Origin of the sequence: Bacillus halotolerans (assembly GCF_001517105.1) — a bacterium.
GTDB lineage: Bacteria > Bacillota > Bacilli > Bacillales > Bacillaceae > Bacillus > Bacillus halotolerans.
The window spans coordinates 871,764-897,932 of sequence record NZ_LPVF01000008.1; the positions used below are offsets into that span (position 1 = coordinate 871,764).

The window sequence follows — 26,169 nt, forward strand, 5'->3', positions numbered from 1 at the left end:
TCCTTCGTGTCGTTTTCAGGCTATAGTCCCATCATATCGTTTTTTCTTTTTGATATTCAACTGAAAGCGATGATTTTCTCCTGTTTCTGTTTAGTCGTCTGCCTTGTCTCCAGATCCGCGTGCGCGGCTTTCGCTTTCGTTCTTCACCCTTTTCGCCGCTTTCTGCTTGTTTCTGTTTCATCAGCAGGAAGCCGGCAGCTAAAAATGGAATACCCGTGATATTTAAGATTGCAAGCTTCACACCCGCCGCCGCCAAAAAATATGCCCATGAAGATAAAGGATTCCGTCTGATCATCACATAAGCAGCCATTTCCAGAACAATCATGACCGCATGAAGCACTAAACAATAGATAAGCAATGCAATCACAAAAAACAGAACATAATTCACCATGGCGCCCGAGTACATCATAGAACGCAGCATTTGCATAAACGATAACGACTGCATCGTTCCGTTTATGACATTCGGATTGTAGATCGTATAGTCACTAAATAAATGTTTGATTTTGAGAAAAGCCCATAATACCAACAACCACTGAATGATATGTAAAATAAGGCCTGTTAACACCAGTCTTTCCGCTTTTTTATTTCTCATGTTTCTCCTCCTTGCGGGCCTTTGACTCGATTCTTGTCATCGTTTTTTCCTGGCCATTTTGCTCCCATATCAGCGTCCCGTCTTTCCCTCTTTTCAGTTTGCTTTTGAGCGGATAATAGGAGCCAAGGTACTGGATCTCAATGGAACCGTCAGCGCTTTGAGATATTACCTTGTATTCCATAAAGGGCAGCTGCACCTCTCCTCTCCCTTCAATCACCTCCGTCTCCAGCACCTTGTCTTTGGTAAATGTGACCGTTGCTGATTTCACGCCATCCATGGGACCGGGGATAATGCCCTCATCCCAAGTTCCGTAATAAAACGGCGTCTCGTCTTTTGGCTGCTGACAGCCCGAAATGATGAGACATACAGCAGACAGGAACACAATAACAGGTCCTTTTCTGCTCAGCGTCATCACCGTCCTTTCTTACTTTTTTAGGCGAATGCCGTGTCACTGTGCCAATGACTACATAGATTATAAGGAATTCACCCACATTTCTTTTTAAGGAGATTGATTACATGAACCCTTATCAATATTACAGCCCGCAGCTCCCTCAGCAGGAACCCTACTATAGCCAATATGAATACAATCCATATCCGGAGCAGGATGTATACCAGCCATACCAGACGGACAGACAGCCGGCATTGGAAAGAAGAATCGCTGCTCTTGAACGGCAAAACGAACAGCAGACAAGAGAATTAACCCGTCTGTCGAATGAGGATCGCCGTCAAAACCGGGAAATTGCAAGATTGGCCGATCAGGTCAATCAGCTAAGCCAGACTGTTGAACGCCATACACGCCGCTTAAACCGGCTCAATCAGCGCCTCCGCGCCGTAGAAAACAGATTAAATATCCCATTTACTGCGGGCGAAGGCGGTTTCTGAAGCAAGAAAAGAAAAAAGCGGAATACGATTCTCCAGATGTCGGAGTTTCGTTTTCCGCTATTCTTATGTGCAGAGCGGGACATTTACATAAAAAGGGTTTTTACAAGTATACAATCTTTGCCGATTTCATTCAAAGATAGAGGGGGTAAGGAAAATAATTGTAGTTCCCCTTTTGCAGAATTTCTTTTGGTTCGGGTCGCATGATAATACCGACAAATGTCAATTGAACATACGGAGGGGTCATTTATGCACAATACGCAACACAGCCTGCAGCAGCTGAACCAGTGCCGCCAGACAGCTCAGCAGCTTATTCAGCAAACACAGCAAAGCAGCAACCAATATCGTCAAATGCTTCATCAGGAGCAGCAAAACATCCAAATGCTGCAACAGATTCTAAACCACGAACAACAAGCTGCACATACCATTCAGCAAGCGCTGCATGGACATGACACAGCCATTCAAAAGTGCCAGCAGGTTGTCAACATGTGCAACCAAATGCAGCAGGAACTTACTGGACAATCCAGCGTGATGAATACGAATGTGTCTACACTTCCATTCGGCCAAAACACGCCATTTCAGCAGCAATCCTACCAGCAGTAACATATAAAAAGCTCAACACAATGCGAGTGTTGAGCTTTTTTCTTACTGTTCTTTGCGAATATGTATATCCTGAATAGACTGTTTCGGCGCATGAAATCTGCTCTCGGCTTCACTTCTTGCCTCAGCAAAGGCCCGTGCCTCCACATTGTCTTTGTAGACATCCAGCTGAATCAGAAACAGCGGTCGCACTTTAAAACCATGAATAATCGTCACAGCCCACAACGGGAGCACAATAAGCAATCCGGGCGGATCAGGCAGCACGAAAGCAAACGCAAATACGAAAAAATAAATGATTCCGTATATGATCCACTTTTTATTTCTAACCTTGATGCCAATAAATAAAAAGGCAAAAAAACTGGTAATGGCAAAAGGCATGAAAATAAACAGCATCCACCAGCTATGAAGCCATTCCCATGCGGCACCTCTTTTTGTGATTTCCATATTTTCCTCCTCCTTTTTACCTATAATAATCGATTAAGAATACCGCGTCACTTGTATAACAAAAACTTTCTCCTATTAAAATAGTGATAGACGAGGCACAGGTTTCTTGCTATATTATTAATTGATAATGATAATCATTACTAATCGATCAACATACATATTGGAGGGTTCTTGATGAAAAAGAACACATTGCTCGTTGGCATGCTTGTGCTGCTTATCATGTTTGCCAGCGCTTGCAGCGGCACGGCTTCGAAAGGAAGCTCAAGTGATTCCGCTTCCGAAAAGACAGAAATGAGAACATACAAATCAACAAAAGGGAACGTCAACATTCCTGCACATCCGAAACGCATCGTCACTGATTTTTATGCTGGGGAATTGCTGTCTGTTGGGGCAAATGTGGTCGGCTCGGGCTCATGGTCATTTGATAATCCATTTTTAAAATCAAAGCTGAAAGATGTAAAGGATGTCGGTGATCCGATCAGCGTTGAGAAAGTAATGGAGCTTCAGCCTGACTTAATTGTTGTCATGAATGAAGAGAATGTCGATAAATTAAAGAAAATCGCTCCAACCGTTGTCGTTCCTTATAACACAGCGAAAAACGTCGAAGATACCGTTGCAATGTTCGGAGATATTGCGGGCGCCAAGAATAAAGCAAAATCCTTTATGGCTGACTTTAACCAAAAAGCGGAAGCAGCCAAAAAGAAAATAGCCGGCGTCATCGACAAAGATGCGACCTTCGGCATTTATGAAAACACGGACAAGGGCGAATTCTGGGTCTTCAATGACAATGGCGGTCGCGGCGGCCAAGCTGTATACAACGCGCTTGGGTTAAAAGCGCCTGAAAAGATTGAACAAGATGTCATCAAAAAAGGCGAGATGAAACAGCTCTCCCAAGAAGTGATCCCTGAGTATGCCGCAGATTATATGTTCATTACGGACTACAATCCGAAAGGCGAAAGCAAAACACTCGACAAGCTGAAGGAATCCTCCATTTGGAAAAACCTAGACGCTGTAAAACATAACCGTGTGTTTATGAATGATTTTGACACCTTCTATCCATACGATCCGATTTCCGTCAGCAAACAGGTGGATATCATCACCGACATGCTGATCAAACGGGCCGAAGAAAATAAAAAATAAAAAAACGGCACAGTCATGACGCTGTGCCGTTTTTTGATTCACTTTAATTTTGACTGTACGGAGTCCGGCATATCTTCAAACTTGACTTCTTCCCAGGTCTCGACATACTTTCCTTTCGCCTTCACCTTCAAATACGCGTTCTTCCGAAGCTCTTTGCCGGCGAAAAAGGTCACTTCTTCTTTTTTTCCGGATGCATTGTATCCGTCTAATGTATACTCAGTACCGCCTGGGCTAAGATGTTTGCCATCTCGATCAATCTGCACATAGACATCTTGCTGGTGAATAAACGGATTAAATCTGTCTGTAACATCGTTATGAAAAAAGAGAAGCCCGCATATTACGGCAGCAGCCGCCAAGACGGCCAGGATCGCCATTGCTTTTTTCATCTTTGCACGCCCCTTACTTGTTCATTTTTTTCAAATAGCTTGACCGCACCGCGAGGAAGAATAGAAGCTGAAAAAGGAAAAACCCTCCGATGGTGAGACTGAGCGGTCCCGCTACATCGGAATAGCCTTCCACAGCCAATGTTCTCAAGGCAAACAGCGTATGCATAACAGCAATGACAAATGGAAAGAAAAAGAGAATCGCTAATTGTATCGTCACGCTTTGTGACATCTCACGCTCACTCAAACCGATTTTGGCCAGCGAACGGTAGCGCTCCCGATCTTCTTCTAAATCGGTGAACAGCCTGAAATATAAGAAACTTGCTGCCGCGACAAAGAAGACGATCGCGATAAACAGGCCGATGAATAAACTTAAGCTCGGCAGCTGCACCGTATCATAGTAGGTGCCGGCTTTTGCCATAAAATCAGAATGCACATCAATATAGTTGCCGTAAATCTCATTTTTCAAGGATTGGCTGATCCCAAGACTGTCTTTCCAATGATCGTAGCTGTAGCCGTATAATGACGCTTTATCACCGAGTGATTTGAGCTGATCAAAGGTTTGATCGTTCACCGCGATGATGGCATTCAATGAGATCAGCGGTTTTTTGACTTCTTTTACTGACAATTTTTGTCCGGACGGCTTGCCTTTTTGGTTCAGCAGCTTCAGCTGATTCGGCGCTTTGTTTTTGAAATTGCGGTCATACGTACCCGGGAAAAAGACAGCCTCATCATGTTTCAGGCCGTTCAGTTTGACATGGAAGTATTTTGATACATCCGATTCGCTGATCATGTAAACAGGGGGGACAGTTTCTCCTTCCTGATAGCGAACATAGGAAACATCTATTTTGTCTTTCTTATACGTAAAGCCGTGTGTTTTCAGTTCATGGTCAATTTTTTTCAAATGAGTCTGTTCTTTTGGATTGTTACTGTAAGATAAATACTCCATTTCATAAGCGGACTCTTCCGCTCCGACGGTCGATTTGTACATCGCGAGTACGCCTGTCGCCGTAAACGCAACCGCTGAAATAATGCTGACAATAAAGAACAGGCGGGCGTTGTCTTTTAAACGATAGACAAGGTCAGAAACCCAAATGACGTTTTTCCCGCGCAGATAAAAGGTTTTCCACTTCTTCAGCGCGCGCAGAATCCAGATGCTGCTTTGGCTGAAAAAGAAATACGTTCCGATGACGGTGAGCAGTAAAATGATAAACGGCTCGGCCCCGTGGACATTACCTTTAAGGACCATGCCGTACCCGCCGCACAGACAGGCGATGCCGAATAAGGACAGTAGCACGGACGGCTTAGGCTCCGGTTTAACCTTGTCAGTGCCCTTTATTAATTTGATAACCGTATTTGATCTGACAAAAAGGATCGTAAACTGCGATAAAAAGAAAAATAAGAGCAGAAATCCGCAGGCCGTAATACCGAGCGCTTTCCAAGGCATATACAAAGGCAGCGCGTCCATTTCTAAAATATAAGCGCCGACCGTAAAGAACGTCTTTGAAAAAATGAATCCTCCGATAATCCCGGCTGCAATTGACATGACGCCGATGATCATATTTTCCGCCGTAATGAGCTTTCTCAGCTGTCCCGGCGTAATACCCTGCATAAGCAAAATGCCGAATTCTTTATTTCTCGATTTCAAAAATGCGTTAACCGAATACAGAACAAATAAGAAAGAAAAAACAAAGATCATCCATTCCGCGGCGGTTAGGCCTTTTTTGGCGATGTTATTTAGATAGCCTTCCTTTAATGCCGGATGAAACAGGAACATCGCAAAGGTAAAGAAAATCAACACGGAAAAGGCGCTGCTTAAAAAGAATGCAAGATAGGCCCTTTTGTTTCTCGTGACGTTTTTATAAGCGAACTGAAGAAAGGTCATTTGCGTTTCCCCCCAGCATAGACAGCACATCGAGAATTTGTTCATAAAATACTTGGCGGTTTTCCCCGCGGTAAATCTCATTAAACAGCTCGCCGTCTTTTATAAAGATGACGCGGCGGCAGTAGCTTGCCGCAACAGGATCGTGGGTCACCATCAAAGCCGTGACATGATCATCCTGATTCAGGCTCTGCATCGTTTCCATGACGTCTTTTGACGCTTTGGAATCAAGGTTTCCCGTCGGTTCATCGGCCAGGATGAGTGACGGCTTATGAATGACCGCTCTTGCGATGGCGGCCCGCTGGCGCTGGCCTCCGGACACTTCAAACGTCCGTTTGTTGAGCAGGTCTTCGATTCCGAGCTTTGCCGCGATGCCGTGCAGTTTTTCTTCCATGACAGACGGCGCTTCTTTTTCAAGCGTTAACGGCAGCATGATATTTTCACCGATCGTCAGCGTGTCCAGAAGGTTGAAATCCTGAAACACAAATCCGAGCTGCTTGCGGCGGAAATGAGCGAGCTTTGTCCGCTTCAGCCTGTGCGGGTTTTCTCCGTGAATCAGGATATCGCCTGAATCCGGCCGGTCGATCGTTGAAATGATATTCAAAAGGGTTGTTTTTCCGGAGCCGGACGGTCCCATCACCGCCGTGAACCCGCCTTCTTCTATTGAAAACGAAATTTGTTTTAAAGCTTGATAGGACACTTGTCCTTTATAGGTTTTATTTATATGTTTGACTTCAAGCATATTCGCCATGAGAATCCTCCTTATGGTTTTATTCTTGCTGGTCTGGGCTGCTTTCATGTAGTGCCAGGGCGTTCAACATAAAAATCCCCTTGACATAAATCCATGTTATCAAGGGGAAACAAAGCGGGCTATGTTGTTTTCTTAACGCAGCCTTACATTTTTGTAAGAAATGAAAATCGAACTGATGTCCCTTCACCGGGAGACGAGCTGATGTCCACCGTATGATTGAGCTTATCTGTAATTTCTTTGACGAGATGGAGGCCGATTCCCGTAGATTCTTGGAAACGCCGCCCGTTTTCACCCGTGTAATAAGGGTCAAACACCCGCTTGATGTCTTGCGAGGGAATCCCGACACCGTAATCTTTGACTTCAAGCACCGTCCTGTCTTTATCGCGGAAGACATTCAGCTCAAGTCTGTCACTCCTGCCCGCTGAATACTTGACCGCATTTGTGACCACTTGGCCGATCGCAAATTTGAGCCATTTGGCATCGGTGTAAATCTGATGATCATCGCAAATGTTCATTTTCGGATAAACGCGGTATTGAATAAAAAATCGTTTATAGCTTTGAATGACTGATTGGAGAAGCTCGGACAGGGAAACTGCTTCAACTTTAAAATCCCGCTCAAACAGGTCGAGCCTTGATGAATAAAGAAGCGTCTCCAGCCCGAATTCAATCTGCCGGACTTCTTTTTTGATTTGTTCAAAAACGGGCTCATCCTCTTCCTGAATGATTAAATTAATGACCGACAGCGGCGTCTTTACTTGATGCACCCATTGATTCATATACGTCACCCGAGCGTCAAGCTTGGCTTCGGTCTCATGGAGCTTCTGGTGCTGAAGCCGAATCAGCTCCATCTGCTTTTCATACAGCTCTGAACAAAACACTGAAGAACCGAGATACGGAATGTCCGTCCCTTCCTGTCCTGAACTGAGCCAATGATACACGCCGCGGTCTTTGTACCAGCGATAGGCAAGATAGCCCGCCAAAATAAGAAGCTGCACGCCCAATATGTAAAACAAGTGAGAAAAAGAATGAAGACCCGCAAACCAGTAATAAAAGAAGACAAACAGCCCTTGTAGAAGAAAAAGCAGAATCAGCACGGCATGAGACCGGAGAAACAGCTTCATGACTGCGCTCTCAGCTGGTAGCCTTCGCCCCGCACCGATTCAATCGAAACAGGCGCATTCAGCTCCCGCAGTTTTTTTCTGAGCCGCGTGATATACACGTTAAGTGTATTATCATCGACGAAAATGTCGGTGTCCCACGTCTTTTCCATGAGACGGTCCCGACCCGTCACCTTTTCTCCCCGCTCAAGCAGCACTTCCAATAGCTTACTTTCTTTTTTAGAAAGCTCGCTTTTTTCATCCTGAAAACGCAGTTCAAACCGTTCTACAAAGAGCTGAACACCGGCATATTCAATCACTTTCTCCCCCTGCTTTGCGGCGTACTCCCCGTACGCCCTGCGGATCTGGCTTTTAATTTTCGCCAACACAATATCATAAGAAAACGGTTTTTCGATATAATCGTCTCCCCCATTTTCAATCGCCATCACCTGATCCATTTCCCCGCTTCTGGCTGAAATGAAAATGATCGGGCTTGTGGAGTGCTGGCGGATTTGGCGGCACCAATAATAGCCGTCATAGGACGGCAGGTTGATATCAAGCAGCACCACATCGGGCTTTTCCCGCAAAAAGACATCAAGGACAGCTGTAAAATCCGCGGCGACCACTGTTTGATATCCGTATTTTTCAAGGTAATTCTGCAATAGTCCGCGAATGTCTTCACTGTCTTCCACAATCATGATTTTATTCAAACTGAACCACTCCCGTTTATTTACGCTGCTGCCATCATCATAATCGTTTCGGAGGTACGGACGCAACACCGCACAAAAAAACCGCCATTCCGGCGGTTTCCGGACTCTTCAGCCGACCTGCTGCTTAGCTGCTTTACCGGCTGATCCGAACTCTCTCATTTTGTTTCGCACTGTCTCTTCCACAGCTTCAATGCCGGGTGTCATATAGCCGCGCGGTTCGTACAGATCGCTGTTTTCCTGAAACATGCGGCGTGTTTCGCTTGTCCAGGCTACCATACATTCCGTATTGATATTGATCTTCGCGTGGCCGAGCGTGATCGCTTTTTTGATCTGATCCTGCGGAATCCCGGATGCCCCGTGAAGAACGAGGGGAATATCAGTCATGCGGGAGATAGCCTCCATTTCCTTAAATCCGAGATTCGGCTCACCCTGATATTTGCCGTGTACAGAGCCGAGGGCGGCGGCCAGCGCGTCGATATTGGTTTCTTTAACGATCCGCTCACATTCCGTGATATCGGCATAGCGGACCCCGCCGACCAGTCCATCTTCCATTCCGCCGACCGTGCCGACTTCGGCTTCTACTGACACGCCGTGCTTTGCGGCATAATCGGTGACTTCTTTTGTCATCGCAATATTCTCGTCAATCGGCTGATGTGACCCGTCAATCATCACTGAACTAAATCCCGCGTCAATCGCTTGTTTGCAGCGCTCCACACTGCTTCCGTGATCAAGGTGAAGCACCACGGGAACGGTGATTGATAATTCTTCAATCAGCGCATTGACCATCGCGGCTACGGTTTTAAATCCGCCTAAGTAGTCGATTAACCGATCCGATGCCGCCGCGATCACAGGTGACTGTTCTTCCTCTGCCGCCTGCAAAATCGCCTTCGTCCACTGCAGGCCGTTGATATTAAACTGCCCGATCGCGTATTGCTCCCGCTTTGCATCTTCAAGAAGCTCTTTCATCGATACAAAAGCCATGTTCACCCCTCCTTTATCAATTACATGCTGAAATATTTTGATACCGCATCAATTGTAGTTTCTTTCGCTGTTTGAATCGTTTCTTCCGCACTGAGCTTATAGTATTCAGGCCGGAACAGCTCAACGGATACCACATCAGAGAAGCCGATTTCCTTGAGGGCTGATAAGTGGGCATCCAAGTCAATCGCCCCTTGGCCGGGCCATACGCGATCTTCATCCGTTAAAAAGCCGATTGGGAAATCTTCCGTATCGTCAATATGATAAATAAAGATTTTCTTCCCGTCCGCCTGCTTTAAGCTTTCAATATTTGATCCCATCGCATGGAAGTGGAAGCTGTCAAAGACAAGCCCGACATTGTCGCGGCTGACAGTATTGATGATGTCATACGCCTGTTCGAATGTATTGACCGTACATTGCGGATGTCCGACAAACTCAAGGGCGATTTTTACGCCGTACAGTTCGGCGATATCAGAAAGCTCAGTCAGAACCTCTACACAGCTCTTTTTGATCTCTTCTTTTAAGATTTTCTGCTCTGTCACAAGCGGAACGGCCACCACATATTTCACACCGAGGGTTTTGCAGGTTTCCATCATGCCCTTAAATTCAGCGATGATCTCCTGATAGCCCTTTTCATCACGGTTATTGAAGAAAACGAGTGCGTTTAAGGCAAGCGGTTTAATGTGATGGGTTTGAAAGTATTCCGCAAGATCGGCCAATGAATGGTCTTTTAAGTACTCCGGCAGCTTATCCATTGTGCGGATTTCAATATAATCATAGCCATGCTTTTCGCATAGCTCTAAATCCTGTTTAAGATTTGAGTTTTCCAATGTAGTTGCTTCATTAAAACAAAGTTTCATGTCAGACTCCCCCATCTGCGTGTTAGATATGAAGGGAGTTCGGCAGGAAGGCTGTTCGCCATATCCCGCCGAACTCCATGCTCAGCTTATGCCAGACCTAATTCTTCTTTCATTTTTTTAAGCATAAATCGGCTTGATTCATCCGCTCTTTCGTCGACCCAAGCAAACACGGCATTCGTCGCAATTCCGTCGAACTTCATCTCTCTCAGTTTTCTGAAAATCGTATCAAAATCAACCTCGCCTTGACCAATGTCCAAATGCTGGTGAACCGTTACTTTCGCGTCAGGCGGATTGACGATGTAACGCAGGCCGTGAGCCGCTTTATGATTAAAGGTATCTGCAAATAAAACGTGTGTGAGACGGTCGCCGGCTTCGTCAAACATTGTCGCGATATCGCCTTTTCCGTCATCATAGAAGAACGTATGCGCAGTCGAGTAGACAAGGTTGATCCAATCCTTGTCGAGCGCGCGGATCATATCCATCGCACCTTTGTGCGTTTCGATAAAATCGTACGGATGAGCTTGAAGATTGAGTTTAATGCCTTCTTTTTCAAATACTGGCAGAAGCTCATCCATGGATTTGATGAATTTTTCTTCGCTTGTTAAAGGATCATATTTTGAACCGCTGAATTCACTGTTCATCAAATCCACTTCAAGTTCAACCGCAATTTCGATCGCCCTTTTCCAGTTGCGTACCGCAGCCTGACGGCGGTCTTCTTCAGGACCCGCCCAATGGTAAAGCGGAAGGAGTGATGAAAGCTTAACACCTGTATCCCTTAAAAGCCGCTTTAATTGTTTGATCTTTGCTGAATCGACTTTCGGATATTTATAGAATGGACAAAAATCCTCGCGCGGGGAAAGTTCGATATATTCATAGCCAAGCTCCGCCGTTTTATAGACCATTTCCTCCAACGTTAAATCATCTCGATACATCGATGGATCCAATGCTAATTTCATTTTTTTCACTCCTCCATATTCCTAGTTTTCAACTGTTGTAAAAGATTGATAGAATTCCGGTTTTTCCTTCAATTCAACCTTTTCTTTTTGTCCAGATTCCTGGGCTTTTACACACGCGTCAGTCGTAACGGCAGCAATATAGCCGTCCCATGCCGTCGGCCCGCTGACTTCGCCTTTTTTCTGGATCGAATCAATGAAGTCTTGGATTTCCACATCGTACGCGTCCACAAAGCGTCTCTGCCAATCCATCAGGATATTTGTGCTGAATTTGCCTTCTTTTCTCATACTGATGCTTGATGGTTCAGGAAGCTTGATGATGCCGTCTTCTCCAACGATCTCACATTGAATGTCATAGCCGTATTTACAGTTCACATAGATTTCAGCATTGATAACGATACCGCCTTTTGTTTCAATGACTACGATTTGCGGATCTTTTAAGTGCGGCAGGGCATTTTTTGATTTTTTCGGATAGATGACTTGAACGGACTCGTAGTCATCATTGACGAGCCAGTGCAGCACATCAATTTCATGAACAAGTGTATCGACAACGGCCATATCCGTTGTATAGTTATCAGCTACATTTGGGTTGCGGTGCGCGCAGTGAATCATGAGCGGCTCGCCGATGACATTGTTGTCGAGCGCCTCTTTCAGCTGTACGTAACCGCTGTCATAACGGCGCATAAAGCCGACTTGAACGAGGCGTTTCCCCGTTTTCATTTCCTCTTCGACGATGCGCATGCATCCTTCAGCAGTTGTCGCAAGCGGCTTTTCACAGAATATATATTTCTGGGCTTTAATCGCTTTCAACACACTCGATTCGTGCGCAGGCCCCCAGCTTGTCACTAGGACAGCGTCTACATTTTCATCTGCCAGAAGGCTGTCATCATCAGGATATACTGCTGCGTTTAATTGGTAGTGCTCGACAACGTTTTGTGCGGCTTCTTGATTCACATCCGTTACAGCTACAATTTCTGCGCCGGACAGTTTGTTTGTGATGCGGTTAATATGTTCTTTTCCGATTGCTCCAGTTCCAATAACACCAATACGTAAACTCATTGACAGCCACTCCTTCTGTTGGTTACATCATTTTGCTTTCTGTTTCTTGCTTTACTTGGCTCCGAGGCGATCCGTAGAGTTCCTCTTGAATTTGTTCAAGCGACTTGCCAGATGTATTCGGCGCGAAAAGAAGCCCGATCATCATGCTGGCCGTCACACACCCGAGGAGAATTGCAGCCATCGTTCCAATGCCGAAATGGCTGATAATCATTGGGACAAACAGACTCCAAATCCCTATTGAGATACGAACAAGGAAAAACATCAGTCCTTGTGCGGAAGCACGGTATTGAGTAGGAAAAATTTCGCTGGCCCATAATTGATAGTTCGCCTGCTGGCCGGCCCCGTTATTGATCCCCATCACCACGATAAACAGAAGCAGAACCGGCAGTCCTTCAACCGGGAGCAGAAACAGCGTCCAGCCGATGACGGCCATAAAAGCAGCGATTCCAAAAACCGTTTTTCTATATTGATCTGCAAAGGGCATAAAGATCAGAGCGACCCCAAGACCGGTAAAGATAAACAGACCCATTTGCAACAGATTTGCCATGTTGGCAGATACCCCGCCGACCTGCTGATAAATGTAAGGCATAAAGAAGCCCATAACGCCGGCGGCTAAGTTCCAAACCAAGTACACACCCATTAAAAACAGGATGCTTTTTACATACTTAGGCTTGAGCAAATCAAAATACGAGGTTTTGTGTAATACAGCCTGCTTCTCTGCAGCCTGTGTGTCTGCAGGCTTATTTTTCTGCTGCCACGCGTCTGACTCAGGAAGCCTGATTCTGAGGACGTACGTAATCAGCGCAATCACCAGCAGATGAGCAAACACAATTTTATTTCCCAACAAACCTAAATCACCGACCAACACAGAGAGAAGCAGAACAGCGACTGCCCCCGCGGCCCACGCAACCTGTGCCACCCCGCAGTGGCGGGCCCGGTTTTTCTTAGGCGCGTTTTCCGCGATGATCGTCCATGAGGCGGTGATATCAGCGCCAACTGATAGCCCGATAATCATGTAACCGCTTAACAGCATGGAAAAGTTAACACTAAACAGGACGAAACAAATCCCCAGCGCATAAATCAGCATGCTGTTCGTATAAACAGCTTTTCGCCCGACTTTATCCGCCAAAAATCCCCCAAGCAAAGCACCGACTGCGGCAGAGATGGCATTCGCACTCAATGCGCCGAGCAATCCGATTTGGGTATCTGACAGCTTCAGGTAACTGACCCATAACGATAAACCAGCAGATCCAGCCACAATCGAACCGGCATCTATATAGTTAGCCAATGCTGCCGCGATTGTCCGTTTATTGAAGGCCGAATCTGCATTGGTATGGCCCATATATTCAGTCCCCATTACGCCAAATCCAACAACTGCTCATCAATATAGTTTCTCGCGATCAATGCATACTCAAGCGGGTTTGCGACATCGGGGTCCTGTTCAGCTTCAATGACAATCCATCCGGAATAATTGTGTTTTAACAGCAGCTGATATACGTCTCTAAAATCAATGCAGCCGTCACCGGGAACCGTAAACATGCCTTGTAAAAATGCTTGCTGAAACGATTTCCCTTCAAGTTTGCATTTTTCCATGACATTCAGCCGGGCATCTTTAAAATGGACATGTTTAATGCGATCGATATGCTTTTTCAGCATGCCCATGTAGTCACCGTCAGAAATATACGCATGGCCCGTATCGTAGAGGAGGTGCACATGTGCAGGATCTGTTCCCTCCATCAGGCGCTCCACTTCAGCCGCTGTTTGGACGCCGGTGCCGAGATGGTGATGATATACCAGCTTTAAGCCATGCTGATTGGCAATTTTCCCAAGAAGATTTAATCCTTCACAAAGCCGTTCCCATTCCTCATCAGTAAAATGCGGCTTCTCTGTGAACACGTTTTTCTCCAGACTTTGCACGCTGTACGTTTGTTCAGAGACAACTGCGACATCCGCATTGACTTGCTGCAAATACTCACAATGCAGGGTAAATGCCTTCGCCGCTTCACCAAGTCCGTCACGCAAAATAAAACTGCTGAACCATTTTCCCGCAATGCGTAAATTCCGAAGCTTAAGCTCTTTATTAAGAATGGAAGGCTCGGGGAAAAAGCCCCCGACTTCCGTACCTTGAAAACGCGCGACAACAATATCACTTAACAAATGCTGAAGTGTATTTCCCGCGCCGATTTCAGGCATATCATCATTCCGCCACCCAATGGGAGCGATCCCCCACAGGATTTCATGTTTGCCCATCATGATGCCTCCCCTCTAATACTGCTTAGCAGATTCGAGCATTTTCTCTTTTGCTTCATATGCTTTTTGAACGCTTTCTTGTTCAGATACTTCAGCCACTCCGACATGCCACCAGCTGTCATAGCCGTCAGTCATTGTTTTTGGCAGCACTTTCATTTCAATCAACGTTGATACGTCTTGTTTCTTCGCATCCTCTAACGCCGCTTTTAACTCATCTACTGTGTTAGCACGGTACGTTTTCGCGCCGTAACCCTCAGCGACTTTCGCGTAATCGACATTCAAGATTTGGTTGTCATCTGTGCGGAACTCACAGTAGTAGCTGCCGCTTCCGTGGTCCATTTGCAGGTTGTTGATACACCCGAATCCTGAGTTGTCAAAAAGCAGCACATTGATCTTCTTGTTATACTGAATCGCTGTGATCAGCTCGGAATGAAGCATCAGGAAGCTGCCGTCTCCGACAATGGAATACACTTCTCTGTCTGGGTGAGCCAATTTAAGCCCCAGTGTGCCGGACACTTCATAGCCCATGCAGGAATATCCGTACTCCAGATGATACGTATTCGGAACATTGGAGTGCCACAAACGCTGCAAATCTCCCGGAAGAGAGCCTGCCGAACAGATAATCACGCTGTCTTCAGGAATGGTATCGTTAATCGTCAGCAATGCCGTTGTTTGCGGAAGCTCGGTATTCAACGCGTCAGCGTACTCGTTTAGAATCTCTTGAGAGAAATGATGTTTGATTTCCGGATCAAAATCTTTCCGTTTAAATGTCACATTGCTGAGGCGGTCACGTTCAGCGAGCCATTCGTCCTTCAGCTCTTGAATCGTTAAGCCAAATTCACTCTTATAGCCTTCAAGCAGGCCGTGCAGTTTGCCAAGCGTCACTTTCGCATCCGCCACCACTTGGAACGCATCGAGTTTATACGCCTGCATTCGGCTGACATTGATGTTCAGAAACTTCGCTTTATCAAAATCAAAAGCGGTCTTAGAGGATGTTGCAAAATCCGTATATCTTGTGCCGATACCGATAATCAAATCCGCTTGGCGGGCCGCCTTATTTGCCGCGAGTGTTCCTGTGATGCCCATTCCGCCCAAGTTGTTCGGAAAATCAGCTTCCACAGTCGATTTGCCTGCCTGTGTTTCAACCAGCGGAATGTCACAGGCCTCAGAAATGGCGATTAATTCATCGCGCGCACCGGAATATTTCGCGCCTCCGCCTACGAGGATCACAGGGTTTTTGCTGGCTTTAATCAGCTCCGCCGCACCTAGAAGCTCACGCTCGCTCGGCTGCATGCGATCAATATAGTGAACCCGTTTGACGAAGAAACTTTCATCGAAATCGTACGCTTCGCCTTCCACATCCTGAGAAATGCAAATGGTCGCCGGACCCGCTTTTGCCGGATCAGTCATGACTTCAAAAGCGCGAAGCAAGCTGCTCATCAGCTGCTCAGGGCGTGTAATGCGATCCCAGTATCTCGATACAGGCTTCAATGCATCGTTTGTTGTAACCGCCGCACTGTACTCTTGCTCCATTTGCTGCAGTACAGGGTCGGGCTGCCTTGTCGCAAATGTATCTGCCGGAATGAAGAGAACAGGAATATTATTTGCCAATGCAGTGCCGGCTGCCGCCACTAAGTTGGCCGCTCCCGGTCCGACAGATGTTGAAACCGCGTAAATTTTTCTTCTCAGCATTTGCTTGCTGTACGCCATTGCGGCATGCGCCATTCCCTGTTCATTTTTCCCTTGGTACACTTTTAAATGGCCAGCATCCTGCTCAAGCGCCTGCCCAATCCCTAAAACATTTCCATGACCGAAAATCGTGAAAATCCCTTCTACAAAAGGCTCTTCCTTTCCATCTACATGGATGTACTGCTGGTTTAAGAATGTAATCAGCGCTTGTGCTGTTGTTAAGCGAATTTTCTTACCCACAAACGATCCCACCTTTACTCGATCTTTTTCAATTATGACTGTGCTTCAATAAGCTGTGCGATTTCATCCGCCGTCGGCATGGCTTCCGATGAGCTGTGCTTGCTGACAACAATGGAGGCTGAGGCGCTTCCGTATTTCAATGCCGTTTCAATGTCTTTGCCGCTGACAAGTCCATAGATAAAGGCCGAAGCATACGAGTCACCGGCTCCGAAGGTTTTCAGCACTTTTGTCTTGTACGCTTGGGCGCGGAAGACTTCGCCGGATTTGCTGTATGCGTAAGAGCCTTCTACGCCATGCTTGATGACGACAAGGTCGGCTGAATGGTCAAATAAATAATTGACAGACTCTTCATTGCTGCCGCCTGTGCGGTTTTCCATGACATCGAATTCATCCCGTGTTCCGATGACGATATCGGACTGCTCAGCAACCAAAGAATAGTAAACAGCTGTTTCATCGGCTGACTGCCATGTATATGGGCGATAATCCAGTTCGAACACGACTTTTATCTGATGCTTTTTCGCATATTGAACGGCTTTTAACACCGCTTCCCGTGATGGGCTTTTGGCGAGCGCTGTCCCGGACACGAGCAGCATTTTCGCATTTGCGATGTAGTCCTCGCTTACCTCTGAAGGCTCAAGATAAAGATCGGCCACGTCATCGCGGTACATTAAGATGCTGCATTCTTCCGGGCTCAGAATTTCAGTAAATGCGAGACCGGCTTTATGCCCTTCCTTATCAACGATCATTTGCGTTGTGTCTACCCCGGTGTTTCTCATATAGGCCTCTATGAATCTGCCATGCTGGTCATCTGGAATTTTACCGATAAAGCCCGCTTTTAAGCCGAGCTTTGAGCTGCCGATCGCGATATTCGCAGGTGAGCCGCCGACGTATTTCGAAAATGTCATCGTTTCTTCCATTGGGCGATTGTATTCAACCGCGTTCAAATCAATACACGCCCGGCCGATGGCAACAATATCAAAGTCCTTCTCTTCATTGAATGTATACTTCATCGTAAACAGCCACTCCTCACTTGTTAGCGTTCTAAAATCCACTCATGAGCCGGATCATTATGAAACTTCCATTTTCGTGTCGGTCCTGCCATGACATTTAAATAGTAGGACGTATATCCGTCCGGCACACCTACCGGGTGATATCCCGCAGGAACGATGACAACGTTTTCATTTTCTACAGTCATTGTCTCGTCAATGGAGCGGTCATCTGTGTATACGCGCTGAAATACAAAGCCTTGCCCCGGATCTAATTCATGGTAGTAGGTTTCTTCCAAGAAGGATTCCTCCGGCAGGTTGTCTTGATCGTGTTTATGAGGCGGGTAGCTGGACCAGTTTCCGCTGTCTGTATAAACTTCAACCACTAATAAGCTGTTAGCTGAAGGATCTGAATCCGGAAGAATGTTGTGAACGGTCCGTTTGTTGGAAAACTTTCCGCGATGTTCAATCCCGTTGTCTTCCGCCTTGATCAGCTTTGTCGGAAGCTGTTTCTCTGATGGCGAATAGCAAAGCGCCACTCTCGCATCACTCTCTGCCGTAATCTCAAAGGCACGGTCATTGGAGATATAGACGCTGTCTGTCGGTTTTCTCTCAAATACGCTTTCACGCGTACCGATATTCTCAAAAGTCGATTCATGATCTGTCACTGTAATTTTCCCCGTTACCGCCACAATGCAGATTTCTTGTTTTTTCAATTCTTCTGTATAGCTTGAACCGGATGCGAGTTCTAACACTTTAAACTCTACATAGGTAAGATCTGAGTTTGATTTCGTTACTTCATGCACAAGCTTGACGCCGTTTGATACTTCATTCGACTGCGGCTTACGCAACAAATGACTCATGGTTAAGCCCTCCTCTTTCTATGGTAAGAATGAGTCCGAACAGCGCAAAGACACGCCGTTCGGCTGTTCGTCGTTTAGTTGAAATCAGGTGCCGGGTATCTTGCTGTCACCACTTTTTTACGCGTGTAGAAGTCAACGCTGTCTTTACCGTTCGCGTGCAGCGTTCCGAAGAATGAAGACTTCCAGCCGGAGAATGGGAAGAACGCCATCGGTGCCGGCACACCCAGGTTGATGCCGAGCATTCCCGCGTCAATATTTTCACGGAAGTAGCGGATGGCATTCGAATTGGATGTGAACAGGCAGGCGCCGTTCGCGAATTCAGACTTGTTGGCAATCTCAATGGCTTCTTTCAGGTTTTTCACACGAATGACGGATAGGACAGGAGCAAAGATTTCGTCTTTCCAGATCGTCATCTCTGTTGTGACATTATCGAAGATTGTCGGGCCGACAAAGTAGCCGTCGTCAGACACATTTTCACGTCCGTCACAAACGAGTCTCGCGCCTTCTTCCAGCCCTTTTTCAATGTAGCTGAGCGTGCGTTTCTTGTTGTCCTCACGAATAACCGGTCCCAAGAACACGCCGTCATCAAGGCCGTTTCCGATTTTAATCTCAGCGGCTTTTTCTTGAAGCTTCTCCATGAATTCATCAGCGATACCTTCTTCAACTGTCACAACCGCACAAGCCATGCAGCGTTCTCCGGCTGAACCGAAGGCTGCTCCGATGATGTTTGTGATCGTGTCTTCGAGATTCGCATCATTCAGGACAATCGTGTGGTTTTTCGCGCCTGTCAGAGATTGAACACGTTTTAAATTTTCGCTTCCTTTTTTGTAGACGTATTCACCGACCGGCTTGGAGCCTACGAATGAAATCGCTTTAATTTCAGGATGCTCGAGGATGCCGTTCACAACGTCATGCGCACCGTATACGACGTTGAAAACACCTTTTGGAAGGCCCGCTTTTTCAAAAAGCTCAACCAATTTCTCCGTTAACAGCGGCGTACGCTCAGACGGTTTTAAAATAAATGTGTTGCCGAGTGCAATTGCCATTGGGAACATCCAGCAAGGAACCATCATCGGGAAGTTAAATGGTGCGATTCCGCCGACAACTCCAATTGGATACCGGTAGTTCGCCGCTTCCACATCCGTCGCAATAGAAGCAAGTGAGTCACCCATCATCAGAGAAGGCGCGCCGGCCGCGAACTCAACGTTTTCAATCCCGCGTCCCACTTCCCCCAGAGCTTCTTTTGTGTTTTTGCCGTTTTCGATGGTAATCAGATGAGCAAGTTCTTCTTTATGCTGAGACAGCAGCTGCTGGAAGTTAAATAGAATTCTTGCACGGCGCGGAACCGCCACTTTCGACCATGTTTTAAATGCCTCACCCGCTGTTTGAGCCGCGTAATCAATATCTTCTTTTGTAGAAATCGGCACTTGGCACAGCACTTCTTTCGTAGCCGGATTGATAACGTCTTCATATTGATCCGTTTTGCTTTCAATCCATTCACCGTTGATATAGTTTTTTAATTTTCTGATTTCTGCCATTCTTATTGCCTCCTTCATTAGTAAACACATACACTTGTATGGATGGTTCAGGATAGATTCATAAGATAACAATTAAACGCTTTCAAAAAAACCAAAAAAATCAGTGGTTAGATACACTTTTTATGTAAGCAACCATATCATCACTGAAATCGCACACAACAGGTTACTTTTTGGTCATTTCTTGGTTATATTCTAATCGTATAATACCCATAAGTCAATCATAAACACTACATTTTTTCATTATTTTTATTATATTAATCTTTTAATCAATGAAGAGAGGTAAGAGAAGTCCGACGAATCTTGCAAAAGATACATACCAATGTTATCATTTTTTAAGCAACTATTGATTAACTTTTGGTTTTTATTATATATTTACATTACTTTAAGATTCAAGAAGGAGTTTTTTGTATGAAACTGATGCGGATACAGGAAATGGAGGAGTACATTTTATCACATGGCACTGTTTCCTTAGATGAGCTGTGCCAGGTTTTCAATGTTTCGAAAAACACAGTCAGACGCGATATCAACAAGCTGACGGAAAAGGGTGCGATCGAAAAAGTATACGGCGGCGTAACATCAATTGAGAAAACCGCACTTGTTCCTTTTGAGAATCGCACCATCCAGCACCAAGATGAGAAAACAAAAATTGCCCATTATGCTTCCCGGTTTATTGAAGATCATGACCTAATCTTCATTGACTCAGGAACAACCACAAAATCGATTCTCGATACGCTTGATCCGAACAAAAATGTCACCATTTTAACCAACAGCTTGGACATTATCAATGCGGCATCTGCTATGAAGAATATCAACTTAATCATTATCGGAAACAACTATAAAAGAAAAACACGCTCCTTTGTCGGCATGGATGATCCGGGCACTTTGGAGAAGTACAATATCAATAAAGCCTTTATGTCCGCAACCGGAACAACACTGACACACGGACTGACCAATTCGGACCTGCTCGAGTATGAGATTAAAAAGAGGATTTCTGAAAAAGCGAAAGAAGTGTATTTATTGGCCGACCATTCAAAATTCGGAAAATCAACGCTGCTGACCTATGCGCCCTTTGACAGACTGCACTGTATTGTGACCTCTCAGCCGTTAGATGACGAGTACACGCAGTACTGCCATGAGCACCAAATCGGCATTCATCTGGCCTAACGTTTACAATAGTGTTGAGAGTCTTTCATCAATTTTATTCCAGGAGGTAGATCATGAAAAAAGCAACACTCGGAAAATCAGACTTGCAGGTATTCCCTATCGGATTAGGAACAAATGCTGTCGGAGGACATAACCTCTACCCGAATCTGAATGAAGAAACCGGAAAAGAATTGGTTCGCGAGGCCATTCGTAATGGCGTGACCATGTTAGACACCGCTTATATTTATGGCATCGGCCGTTCGGAAGAGCTAATTGGTGAAGTGCTGCGCGAGTTCAATCGTGAAGATGTCGTCATTGCCACAAAAGCCGCGCACAGAAAAGAAGGAAATGACTTTGTTTTTGATAATTCGCCTGAGTTTCTGAAAAAATCAGTTGATGAAAGCCTGAAACGTTTGAATACCGATTATATCGATCTGTTCTACATTCACTTTCCGGATGAACATACGCCGAAGGATGAAGCGGTTAACGCACTGAATGAAATGAAGCAAGCCGGAAAAATCCGTTCCATCGGTGTCTCCAATTTCTCTCTGGAACAGCTGAAGGAAGCCAACAGAGACGGTTTGGTCGATGTGCTTCAGGGTGAATACAACCTGTTAAACCGTGAAGCGGAAACAACCTTCTTCCCGTATACGAAGGAACACAATATTTCATTCATCCCTTACTTCCCGCTTGTATCAGGATTACTGGCCGGAAAATATACGGAAGATACGACATTCCCTGAAGGAGACCTGCGAAACGAACAGGAACACTTCAAGGGCGAGCGTTTCAAAGAAAATATCAGAAAGGTCAACAAACTGGCGCCGATTGCTGAAAAGCACAACGTGGACATCCCTCACATCGTATTGGCTTGGTATTTGGCAAGACCGGAAATTGACATTTTAATCCCTGGGGCAAAACGTGCCGATCAGCTGATTGATAACATCAAAACAGCCGATGTAACGCTTTCTCAGGAGGATATTTCGTTTATTGATAAGCTGTTCGCATAATAAGAAAACAGCCTTCTCCATGGGGAAGGCTGTTTTTTTTGCCCATAAATTGGTTTGATTTTGATACAAAACTTACAAAAAGAGCCATGAATCCGATAAAATAAAGGTAGTTTATCTCAGAAAGAAAGTGATTGAAAAAGCTAAACATGATATGAAAGATTGATATGACGCTAGAATCAGCTAGCAATAGAATAAGCTCATCAGCTTCTATCACTTTTGCAGACGATTCAAACCAGAAATAACGGGCCGTTGCGGTCTATGGAGGAAACAGAATGAAACTGAAATATGTTAAAGCCTTAGTTGCAGTAACCGTTGCTTTAGGTGTACTGCTGCCATCAGCCATTTCTCACGCAAAAAGTTTTAGCGGCCGCTCATCATCCAGCCACAGCAGCCGAAGTTCAAGCTCGTCATACAGCGGAAGCTATAAATCCAGCCCGAAATCAAGCTACAGTTCAGGATCAAGCTCTTCAAGCAACAAGTCCAAAACGTCTGATTCATCATCATCATCATCGATTTCACTGAAAAAGAAATCTTCCGAAAAGACAAGCTCATCAAGCTCTAATAAATCGCCAGGCACGTTTTCCGGCGCCACATCAAAAGTAAGCGGAAAGACATACAGCGGAAAAACATCTAAAGCTTATGTTGGCGGACGTTATGTTTCAGTGAATCATTATTACAATGCAGGATTCTCGCCATCAGGATGGTTTGGCTATTATAGCGGATTCACAACAAGCATGTTCATGATCAGCATGATGCACCCTTGGGGCTACACCTATCATCCAGTCGGGGGCCCGGGCTATGTTTCTTATGGCGCTTCACCCATTGCCTGGATCGTGGATATCATCGCTTTGATCATTATTTTACTCATTGTCATCGCACTGATTCGTGCATTTAAAACACCGAAGACGTACAGAAGGAGCTTTTAGGTAATGAAATTGGTATTAAATGAGCAAGAAATTGTAGACGGGATTTGTGTGTATATTTCTAATGAAGAAGAGATTTACCCTGAGGACGTTGAAGTAAAAGAGCTGTCTTACAACAAGCGTACAGGATTCTTCGCTGAAGCCAAATATGGCCTTCATCACAAGCAGCTTGAGTCAGATGACATTTCAGAAGGCATTATTCAGTTCTTAGAGGAATACCACAACTTCAATCCAGACGTTACCGTCGTTGAATTGCAATTTGATAAGAAAAAAGGTTTCTCCGCCTTGGTTTTTGTCAACGAGGGAGCATAAAAATCAAGACCTTACTCCGCGCGAGTAAGGTTTTTTGATGTTTTTCCCCTCCGGCACTCTTCCGGTAAACAGGAAGAGCACACTGCCTAGAGATAACATGCAAAGCCTCCTTTTACTCATATCCTTGCGTCAAAAAGGTTTTGGCGCTTACAATGATTTTGAAAGGAATGATTACAATGGCAAATGCTCAATTCCCTCTTATCACACAAAACCTTTCTCTCGATCTCGTGAATACTGAAATCATAAGCTATGACAAACGGCACGATCTCATCCAGTCAGAAAAAGACCTGATGACATGGTTTGAAATAATGGGAGAAACTGCTCCTTTTCTCAGTTCTTTGACGCTACAGGAAGTTCGGGGACAATTGCAGCGGATTCATCAATTCCGGGCTGAACTGAGAAAACACTTTGAGCATATCGCCGAAGGCAGTGAACCTTCTCCAGCTTTTATCTCTTTCCTGCAAGATCAAATCGCCGCCGCTCCTTTTTCTTATCAAATCTTAGATGACAAACTTGCCCGCATTCCGAATGGAAAACCAGATGATTCTATTTTATCGCTTATCGCTTACGATGCCTTATGGCTGATTCATACAAAAGAAATTCAACAGCTGAAACGGTGCGCGAACGAAAAGTGCATTTTGCTTTTTCTTGATAAAACAGGAAGGCGAAAATGGTGCTCCATGAAGATATGCGGCAACAGACAAAAAGTCTCACGCCATCAGAAAAAAATCAATAATGAGTAAAAAAACCGTTCCCCAGAGAACGGTCTTTTTATTGACTCAAAGAACTAACCTATAAAAATAAAATTGACAGGTTAGTATTTAACTATTATCCTATACATACTGGAGGGATAAATTTGGAAAACAACTTCTTTTTAAAAATGAAAGGGACAGGAAAGACGCCTTTACGGGTCAACGGAAAGGACGCCGTCACAGGCTTTTTAGGAGGATTCATCACCATTCTGGCGCTTGCAGTATTGACCTCTTATACATCAAGCCTATGGTTAATGGCCCCTTTTGGAGCGAGCTGCGTGCTGGTATTCAGCGCTTGGAATGCACCTTTATCACAGCCGAGAAATGTGATTGGCGGGCATTTTATCTCTGCACTTACAGGGCTGGCTGTCCTTCATATATTCGGGGCTCATCCCTGGACTTTTGCATTGGGGACAGGGCTTGCCATCTTTTTCATGATGCTGACCAAAACCACTCACCCTCCTGCCGGCGCAGATCCCATTGTGGTCATTCAAGGGGCGTATACTTGGAGTTATTTACTGTTTCCCGTTTTCATTGGATCTGCCATCATCGTGATCATTGCACTCGTGATCAATAACTTGCATAAAAACCGCCAATATCCCTCGTTTTGGCTTTGAATTTCCTTTTGTGAAATCAATCTTTTTTCAAACAAATGTTTCAAATTGATTAGGAGTAGGGTACTAATCTATTAACTTTGTTACACGTAGTACATACTCACTGGCTCAAAGACTGAGGAGGAACATTTGTGAAGACAAACACAAGGAAATATATGATCTACTTTTTCGGCGCTTTAGGGGGGCTGCTTTACGGTTATGATACGGGTGTCATCTCGGGAGCGCTGCTGTTTATCAACAATGATATCCCTTTAACAACACTGACAGAAGGATTGGTTGTCAGCATGCTGCTCCTCGGCGCGATTTTCGGTTCCGCTTTAAGCGGCACGTGCTCCGATCGCTGGGGCAGGAGAAAAGTCGTATTTGTTTTATCCATCATTTTTATCATCGGGGCGCTTGCTTGTGCATTTTCTCAAACCATTACCATGCTGATCGCGTCTCGGGTCATTCTCGGCTTGGCTGTAGGCGGTTCAACGGCGCTGGTGCCTGTATATCTTTCCGAAATGGCACCGACAAAAATCCGCGGAACACTCGGCACGATGAACAATTTAATGATTGTCACCGGTATTTTACTTGCATATATCGTAAACTATCTATTCACACCGTTTGAAGCGTGGCGCTGGATGGTGGGGCTGGCTGCGGTGCCTGCCGTGCTGTTATTAATCGGGATCGCATTTATGCCTGAATCACCAAGATGGCTCGTGAAGCGCGGACGTGAAGATGAAGCGAAACGAATCATGAAAATCACTCATGATCAAGAAGATATTGAACGTGAACTGGCAGATATGAAACAAGGGGAAGCAGAGAAAAAAGAAACAACACTCGGCTTGCTAAAAGCCAAATGGATTCGCCCTATGCTTCTCATTGGCGTCGGCCTCGCCGTTTTCCAGCAGGCTGTCGGGATTAACACGGTTATCTACTACGCGCCAACCATTTTCACGAAGGCCGGTCTCGGCACATCGGCATCGGTGCTCGGCACAATGGGAATCGGCGTACTCAACGTCATCATGTGTATTACAGCTATGATTTTAATCGACCGCATCGGCCGCAAAAAGCTGCTGATCTGGGGAAGCATCGGCATTACGCTGAGCTTGGCCGCACTATCGGCTGTGCTCCTGACGCTGGGGCTCTCAACATCAACAGCTTGGCTGACTGTTGTTTTTCTCGGAGTTTATATCGTATTTTACCAGGCAACATGGGGTCCGGTTGTATGGGTTCTGATGCCTGAGCTCTTCCCATCCAAAGCGCGCGGGGCCGCGACGGGCTTTACCACTTTGGTGTTATCGGCAACCAACCTGATCGTGTCTCTGGTCTTCCCGCTGATGCTCAGCGCCATGGGCATCGCATGGGTCTTTACAATTTTTTCAGTTATTTGTCTTCTCTCATTTTTCTTCGCCCTTTACATGGTTCCTGAAACCAAAGGGAAAAGCTTAGAAGAAATTGAAGCAAGCCTGAAAAAACGTTTTAAAAGAAAGAACAACGGACAAAGCCGTATGCTCAATGAACGGACGTCATAAATAGAAA

At 45.5% G+C, this 26,169-nt stretch carries 28 protein-coding genes; 10 read left to right on the forward strand and 18 right to left on the reverse strand.

All coding sequences use genetic code 11. From position 1 onward, the window contains the following. Nucleotides 1-31: 31 nt before the first annotated feature. Both AU387_RS06855 and AU387_RS06860 read right to left on the reverse strand, forming a co-directional pair. On the reverse strand, nt 32-592 hold the full coding sequence (locus tag AU387_RS06855) for a hypothetical protein (RefSeq protein WP_059335271.1): 561 nt from the start codon (nt 590-592) through the stop codon (nt 32-34). Next, entirely contained in the window at nt 582-1,004 is a 423-nt protein-coding gene (locus AU387_RS06860; protein WP_044160075.1) for a DUF3255 family protein, read from the reverse strand. Before AU387_RS06860 ends, AU387_RS06855 begins: the two co-directional genes overlap by 11 nt. A 104-nt stretch (nt 1,005-1,108) precedes the next feature. Here AU387_RS06860 and cotNE point away from each other — a divergent pair, with 104 nt between their 5' ends. Both cotNE and AU387_RS06870 read left to right on the forward strand, forming a co-directional pair. After that, nucleotides 1,109-1,474, forward strand: coding sequence for an inner spore coat protein CotNE (gene cotNE, locus AU387_RS06865; RefSeq protein WP_044160076.1), 366 nt, complete (start codon nt 1,109-1,111; stop codon nt 1,472-1,474). 246 nt (nt 1,475-1,720) lie between these two features. After that, nucleotides 1,721-2,074, forward strand: coding sequence for a hypothetical protein (locus AU387_RS06870; RefSeq protein ID WP_059335272.1), 354 nt, complete (start codon nt 1,721-1,723; stop codon nt 2,072-2,074). 42 nt (nt 2,075-2,116) lie between these two features. On the opposite strand, the gene AU387_RS06875 is transcribed toward AU387_RS06870, so the two are convergent. After that, nucleotides 2,117-2,515, reverse strand: a complete 399-nt coding sequence (locus tag AU387_RS06875; RefSeq protein WP_059335273.1) for a hypothetical protein — start codon at nt 2,513-2,515, stop codon at nt 2,117-2,119. 174 nt (nt 2,516-2,689) lie between these two features. Between AU387_RS06875 and AU387_RS06880 the strand changes: the two genes are divergently transcribed. Next, nucleotides 2,690-3,655 (forward strand): iron-hydroxamate ABC transporter substrate-binding protein, encoded by a 966-nt coding sequence (locus tag AU387_RS06880; RefSeq protein ID WP_059335274.1) that lies wholly within the window; start codon nt 2,690-2,692, stop codon nt 3,653-3,655. Between the two features lie 38 nt (nt 3,656-3,693). Here the strand turns inward: AU387_RS06880 and AU387_RS06885 are convergent, their stop codons facing one another. The 15 genes from AU387_RS06885 to iolA all read right to left on the reverse strand — a co-directional run bounded on the left by AU387_RS06885 (nt 3,694) and on the right by iolA (nt 19,894). Next, complete coding sequence (locus AU387_RS06885; RefSeq protein WP_015715011.1) at nt 3,694-4,041, reverse strand: YxeA family protein; 348 nt, start codon at nt 4,039-4,041, stop codon at nt 3,694-3,696. A 13-nt stretch (nt 4,042-4,054) separates the two neighbouring features. Next, nucleotides 4,055-5,923 (reverse strand): ABC transporter permease YxdM, encoded by a 1,869-nt coding sequence (gene yxdM / locus AU387_RS06890; RefSeq protein WP_059335275.1) that lies wholly within the window; start codon nt 5,921-5,923, stop codon nt 4,055-4,057. Beyond that, nucleotides 5,898-6,671 carry an ABC transporter ATP-binding protein YxdL gene (yxdL, locus tag AU387_RS06895; protein WP_015240899.1) on the reverse strand — a complete coding sequence of 258 codons (774 nt, stop codon included), beginning with the start codon at nt 6,669-6,671 and terminating at the stop codon, nt 5,898-5,900. The genes yxdM and yxdL overlap by 26 nt, the downstream gene beginning before the upstream one ends. A 143-nt stretch (nt 6,672-6,814) precedes the next feature. Continuing rightward, on the reverse strand, nt 6,815-7,792 hold the full coding sequence (yxdK, locus tag AU387_RS06900) for a two-component system sensor histidine kinase YxdK (RefSeq protein ID WP_059292180.1): 978 nt from the start codon (nt 7,790-7,792) through the stop codon (nt 6,815-6,817). After that, complete coding sequence (gene yxdJ, locus AU387_RS06905) at nt 7,789-8,478, reverse strand: two-component system response regulator YxdJ (protein ID WP_059292179.1); 690 nt, start codon at nt 8,476-8,478, stop codon at nt 7,789-7,791. The genes yxdK and yxdJ overlap by 4 nt, the downstream gene beginning before the upstream one ends. A gap of 108 nt (nt 8,479-8,586) precedes the next feature. Then, on the reverse strand, nt 8,587-9,459 hold the full coding sequence (iolJ, locus tag AU387_RS06910) for a 6-phospho-5-dehydro-2-deoxy-D-gluconate aldolase (RefSeq protein WP_059335276.1): 873 nt from the start codon (nt 9,457-9,459) through the stop codon (nt 8,587-8,589). A 20-nt stretch (nt 9,460-9,479) separates the two neighbouring features. Continuing rightward, entirely contained in the window at nt 9,480-10,316 is an 837-nt protein-coding gene (gene iolI / locus AU387_RS06915) for a 2-keto-myo-inositol isomerase (protein WP_059335277.1), read from the reverse strand. Nucleotides 10,317-10,402: 86 nt separating this feature from the next. Further along, complete coding sequence (locus AU387_RS06920; protein WP_059335278.1) at nt 10,403-11,272, reverse strand: sugar phosphate isomerase/epimerase family protein; 870 nt, start codon at nt 11,270-11,272, stop codon at nt 10,403-10,405. Nucleotides 11,273-11,293: 21 nt separating this feature from the next. Continuing rightward, nucleotides 11,294-12,328: a bifunctional inositol 2-dehydrogenase/D-chiro-inositol 1-dehydrogenase gene (gene iolG / locus AU387_RS06925; RefSeq protein WP_059335279.1), complete on the reverse strand. Its 1,035-nt coding sequence runs from the start codon at nt 12,326-12,328 to the stop codon at nt 11,294-11,296. Between the two features lie 22 nt (nt 12,329-12,350). Then, on the reverse strand, nt 12,351-13,670 hold the full coding sequence (locus AU387_RS06930) for an MFS transporter (RefSeq protein WP_059335280.1): 1,320 nt from the start codon (nt 13,668-13,670) through the stop codon (nt 12,351-12,353). Between the two features lie 14 nt (nt 13,671-13,684). Next, a complete protein-coding gene (gene iolE, locus AU387_RS06935) occupies nt 13,685-14,578 on the reverse strand; it encodes a myo-inosose-2 dehydratase (protein ID WP_059335281.1) in 894 nt (297 codons plus the stop codon). 15 nt (nt 14,579-14,593) lie between these two features. After that, nucleotides 14,594-16,507 (reverse strand): 3D-(3,5/4)-trihydroxycyclohexane-1,2-dione acylhydrolase (decyclizing), encoded by a 1,914-nt coding sequence (iolD, locus tag AU387_RS06940; RefSeq protein ID WP_059335282.1) that lies wholly within the window; start codon nt 16,505-16,507, stop codon nt 14,594-14,596. 32 nt (nt 16,508-16,539) lie between these two features. Further along, nucleotides 16,540-17,517: a 5-dehydro-2-deoxygluconokinase gene (gene iolC, locus AU387_RS06945; protein ID WP_059335283.1), complete on the reverse strand. Its 978-nt coding sequence runs from the start codon at nt 17,515-17,517 to the stop codon at nt 16,540-16,542. A gap of 23 nt (nt 17,518-17,540) precedes the next feature. Then, the gene (gene iolB / locus AU387_RS06950; RefSeq protein ID WP_059335284.1) at nt 17,541-18,356 is read right to left on the reverse strand and encodes a 5-deoxy-glucuronate isomerase; all 816 of its coding nucleotides are present in this window, start codon (nt 18,354-18,356) and stop codon (nt 17,541-17,543) included. Nucleotides 18,357-18,430: 74 nt separating this feature from the next. Beyond that, the gene (gene iolA, locus AU387_RS06955) at nt 18,431-19,894 is read right to left on the reverse strand and encodes a methylmalonate-semialdehyde dehydrogenase (RefSeq protein WP_059292171.1); all 1,464 of its coding nucleotides are present in this window, start codon (nt 19,892-19,894) and stop codon (nt 18,431-18,433) included. A gap of 408 nt (nt 19,895-20,302) precedes the next feature. On the opposite strand from iolA, the gene iolR reads away from it, so the two are divergent. The 7 genes from iolR to AU387_RS06990 all read left to right on the forward strand — a co-directional run bounded on the left by iolR (nt 20,303) and on the right by AU387_RS06990 (nt 26,162). Next, entirely contained in the window at nt 20,303-21,058 is a 756-nt protein-coding gene (gene iolR / locus AU387_RS06960) for a myo-inositol utilization transcriptional regulator IolR (protein ID WP_059335285.1), read from the forward strand. A 53-nt stretch (nt 21,059-21,111) separates the two neighbouring features. Next, nucleotides 21,112-22,044, forward strand: a complete 933-nt coding sequence (locus tag AU387_RS06965) for an aldo/keto reductase (RefSeq protein ID WP_024123451.1) — start codon at nt 21,112-21,114, stop codon at nt 22,042-22,044. A gap of 272 nt (nt 22,045-22,316) precedes the next feature. After that, on the forward strand, nt 22,317-22,970 hold the full coding sequence (locus tag AU387_RS06970) for a hypothetical protein (RefSeq protein WP_059335286.1): 654 nt from the start codon (nt 22,317-22,319) through the stop codon (nt 22,968-22,970). Between the two features lie 3 nt (nt 22,971-22,973). Next, nucleotides 22,974-23,279, forward strand: coding sequence for a DUF2653 family protein (locus AU387_RS06975; RefSeq protein WP_059335287.1), 306 nt, complete (start codon nt 22,974-22,976; stop codon nt 23,277-23,279). Between the two features lie 176 nt (nt 23,280-23,455). Continuing rightward, the gene (locus AU387_RS06980) at nt 23,456-24,022 is read left to right on the forward strand and encodes a CGNR zinc finger domain-containing protein (RefSeq protein ID WP_082687849.1); all 567 of its coding nucleotides are present in this window, start codon (nt 23,456-23,458) and stop codon (nt 24,020-24,022) included. 137 nt (nt 24,023-24,159) lie between these two features. Then, nucleotides 24,160-24,648 (forward strand): HPP family protein, encoded by a 489-nt coding sequence (locus AU387_RS06985; protein WP_232460830.1) that lies wholly within the window; start codon nt 24,160-24,162, stop codon nt 24,646-24,648. 128 nt (nt 24,649-24,776) lie between these two features. Next, nucleotides 24,777-26,162 (forward strand): sugar porter family MFS transporter, encoded by a 1,386-nt coding sequence (locus tag AU387_RS06990; protein WP_059335289.1) that lies wholly within the window; start codon nt 24,777-24,779, stop codon nt 26,160-26,162. The last annotated feature ends 7 nt before the right edge of the window (nt 26,163-26,169 follow it).

Excerpts from the sequence above, each read along its gene's own strand:
- AU387_RS06855 (WP_059335271.1), bottom strand. The coding sequence starts at position 592 with ATGAGAAATAAAAAAGCGGAAAGACTGGTGTTAACAGGCCTTATTTTA.
- AU387_RS06860 (WP_044160075.1), bottom strand. The coding sequence starts at position 1,004 with ATGACGCTGAGCAGAAAAGGACCTGTTATTGTGTTCCTGTCTGCTGTA.
- cotNE (WP_044160076.1), top strand. The coding sequence starts at position 1,109 with ATGAACCCTTATCAATATTACAGCCCGCAGCTCCCTCAGCAGGAACCC.
- AU387_RS06870 (WP_059335272.1), top strand. The coding sequence starts at position 1,721 with ATGCACAATACGCAACACAGCCTGCAGCAGCTGAACCAGTGCCGCCAG.
- AU387_RS06875 (WP_059335273.1), bottom strand. The coding sequence starts at position 2,515 with ATGGAAATCACAAAAAGAGGTGCCGCATGGGAATGGCTTCATAGCTGG.
- AU387_RS06880 (WP_059335274.1), top strand. The coding sequence starts at position 2,690 with ATGAAAAAGAACACATTGCTCGTTGGCATGCTTGTGCTGCTTATCATG.
- AU387_RS06885 (WP_015715011.1), bottom strand. The coding sequence starts at position 4,041 with ATGAAAAAAGCAATGGCGATCCTGGCCGTCTTGGCGGCTGCTGCCGTA.
- yxdM (WP_059335275.1), bottom strand. The coding sequence starts at position 5,923 with ATGACCTTTCTTCAGTTCGCTTATAAAAACGTCACGAGAAACAAAAGG.
- yxdL (WP_015240899.1), bottom strand. The coding sequence starts at position 6,671 with ATGGCGAATATGCTTGAAGTCAAACATATAAATAAAACCTATAAAGGA.
- yxdK (WP_059292180.1), bottom strand. The coding sequence starts at position 7,792 with ATGAAGCTGTTTCTCCGGTCTCATGCCGTGCTGATTCTGCTTTTTCTT.
- iolJ (WP_059335276.1), bottom strand. The coding sequence starts at position 9,459 with ATGGCTTTTGTATCGATGAAAGAGCTTCTTGAAGATGCAAAGCGGGAG.
- iolI (WP_059335277.1), bottom strand. The coding sequence starts at position 10,316 with ATGAAACTTTGTTTTAATGAAGCAACTACATTGGAAAACTCAAATCTT.
- AU387_RS06920 (WP_059335278.1), bottom strand. The coding sequence starts at position 11,272 with ATGAAATTAGCATTGGATCCATCGATGTATCGAGATGATTTAACGTTG.
- iolG (WP_059335279.1), bottom strand. The coding sequence starts at position 12,328 with ATGAGTTTACGTATTGGTGTTATTGGAACTGGAGCAATCGGAAAAGAA.
- AU387_RS06930 (WP_059335280.1), bottom strand. The coding sequence starts at position 13,670 with ATGGGCCATACCAATGCAGATTCGGCCTTCAATAAACGGACAATCGCG.
- iolE (WP_059335281.1), bottom strand. The coding sequence starts at position 14,578 with ATGGGCAAACATGAAATCCTGTGGGGGATCGCTCCCATTGGGTGGCGG.
- iolC (WP_059335283.1), bottom strand. The coding sequence starts at position 17,517 with ATGAAGTATACATTCAATGAAGAGAAGGACTTTGATATTGTTGCCATC.
- iolB (WP_059335284.1), bottom strand. The coding sequence starts at position 18,356 with ATGAGTCATTTGTTGCGTAAGCCGCAGTCGAATGAAGTATCAAACGGC.
- iolA (WP_059292171.1), bottom strand. The coding sequence starts at position 19,894 with ATGGCAGAAATCAGAAAATTAAAAAACTATATCAACGGTGAATGGATT.
- iolR (WP_059335285.1), top strand. The coding sequence starts at position 20,303 with ATGAAACTGATGCGGATACAGGAAATGGAGGAGTACATTTTATCACAT.
- AU387_RS06965 (WP_024123451.1), top strand. The coding sequence starts at position 21,112 with ATGAAAAAAGCAACACTCGGAAAATCAGACTTGCAGGTATTCCCTATC.
- AU387_RS06970 (WP_059335286.1), top strand. The coding sequence starts at position 22,317 with ATGAAACTGAAATATGTTAAAGCCTTAGTTGCAGTAACCGTTGCTTTA.
- AU387_RS06975 (WP_059335287.1), top strand. The coding sequence starts at position 22,974 with ATGAAATTGGTATTAAATGAGCAAGAAATTGTAGACGGGATTTGTGTG.
- AU387_RS06980 (WP_082687849.1), top strand. The coding sequence starts at position 23,456 with ATGGCAAATGCTCAATTCCCTCTTATCACACAAAACCTTTCTCTCGAT.
- AU387_RS06985 (WP_232460830.1), top strand. The coding sequence starts at position 24,160 with ATGAAAGGGACAGGAAAGACGCCTTTACGGGTCAACGGAAAGGACGCC.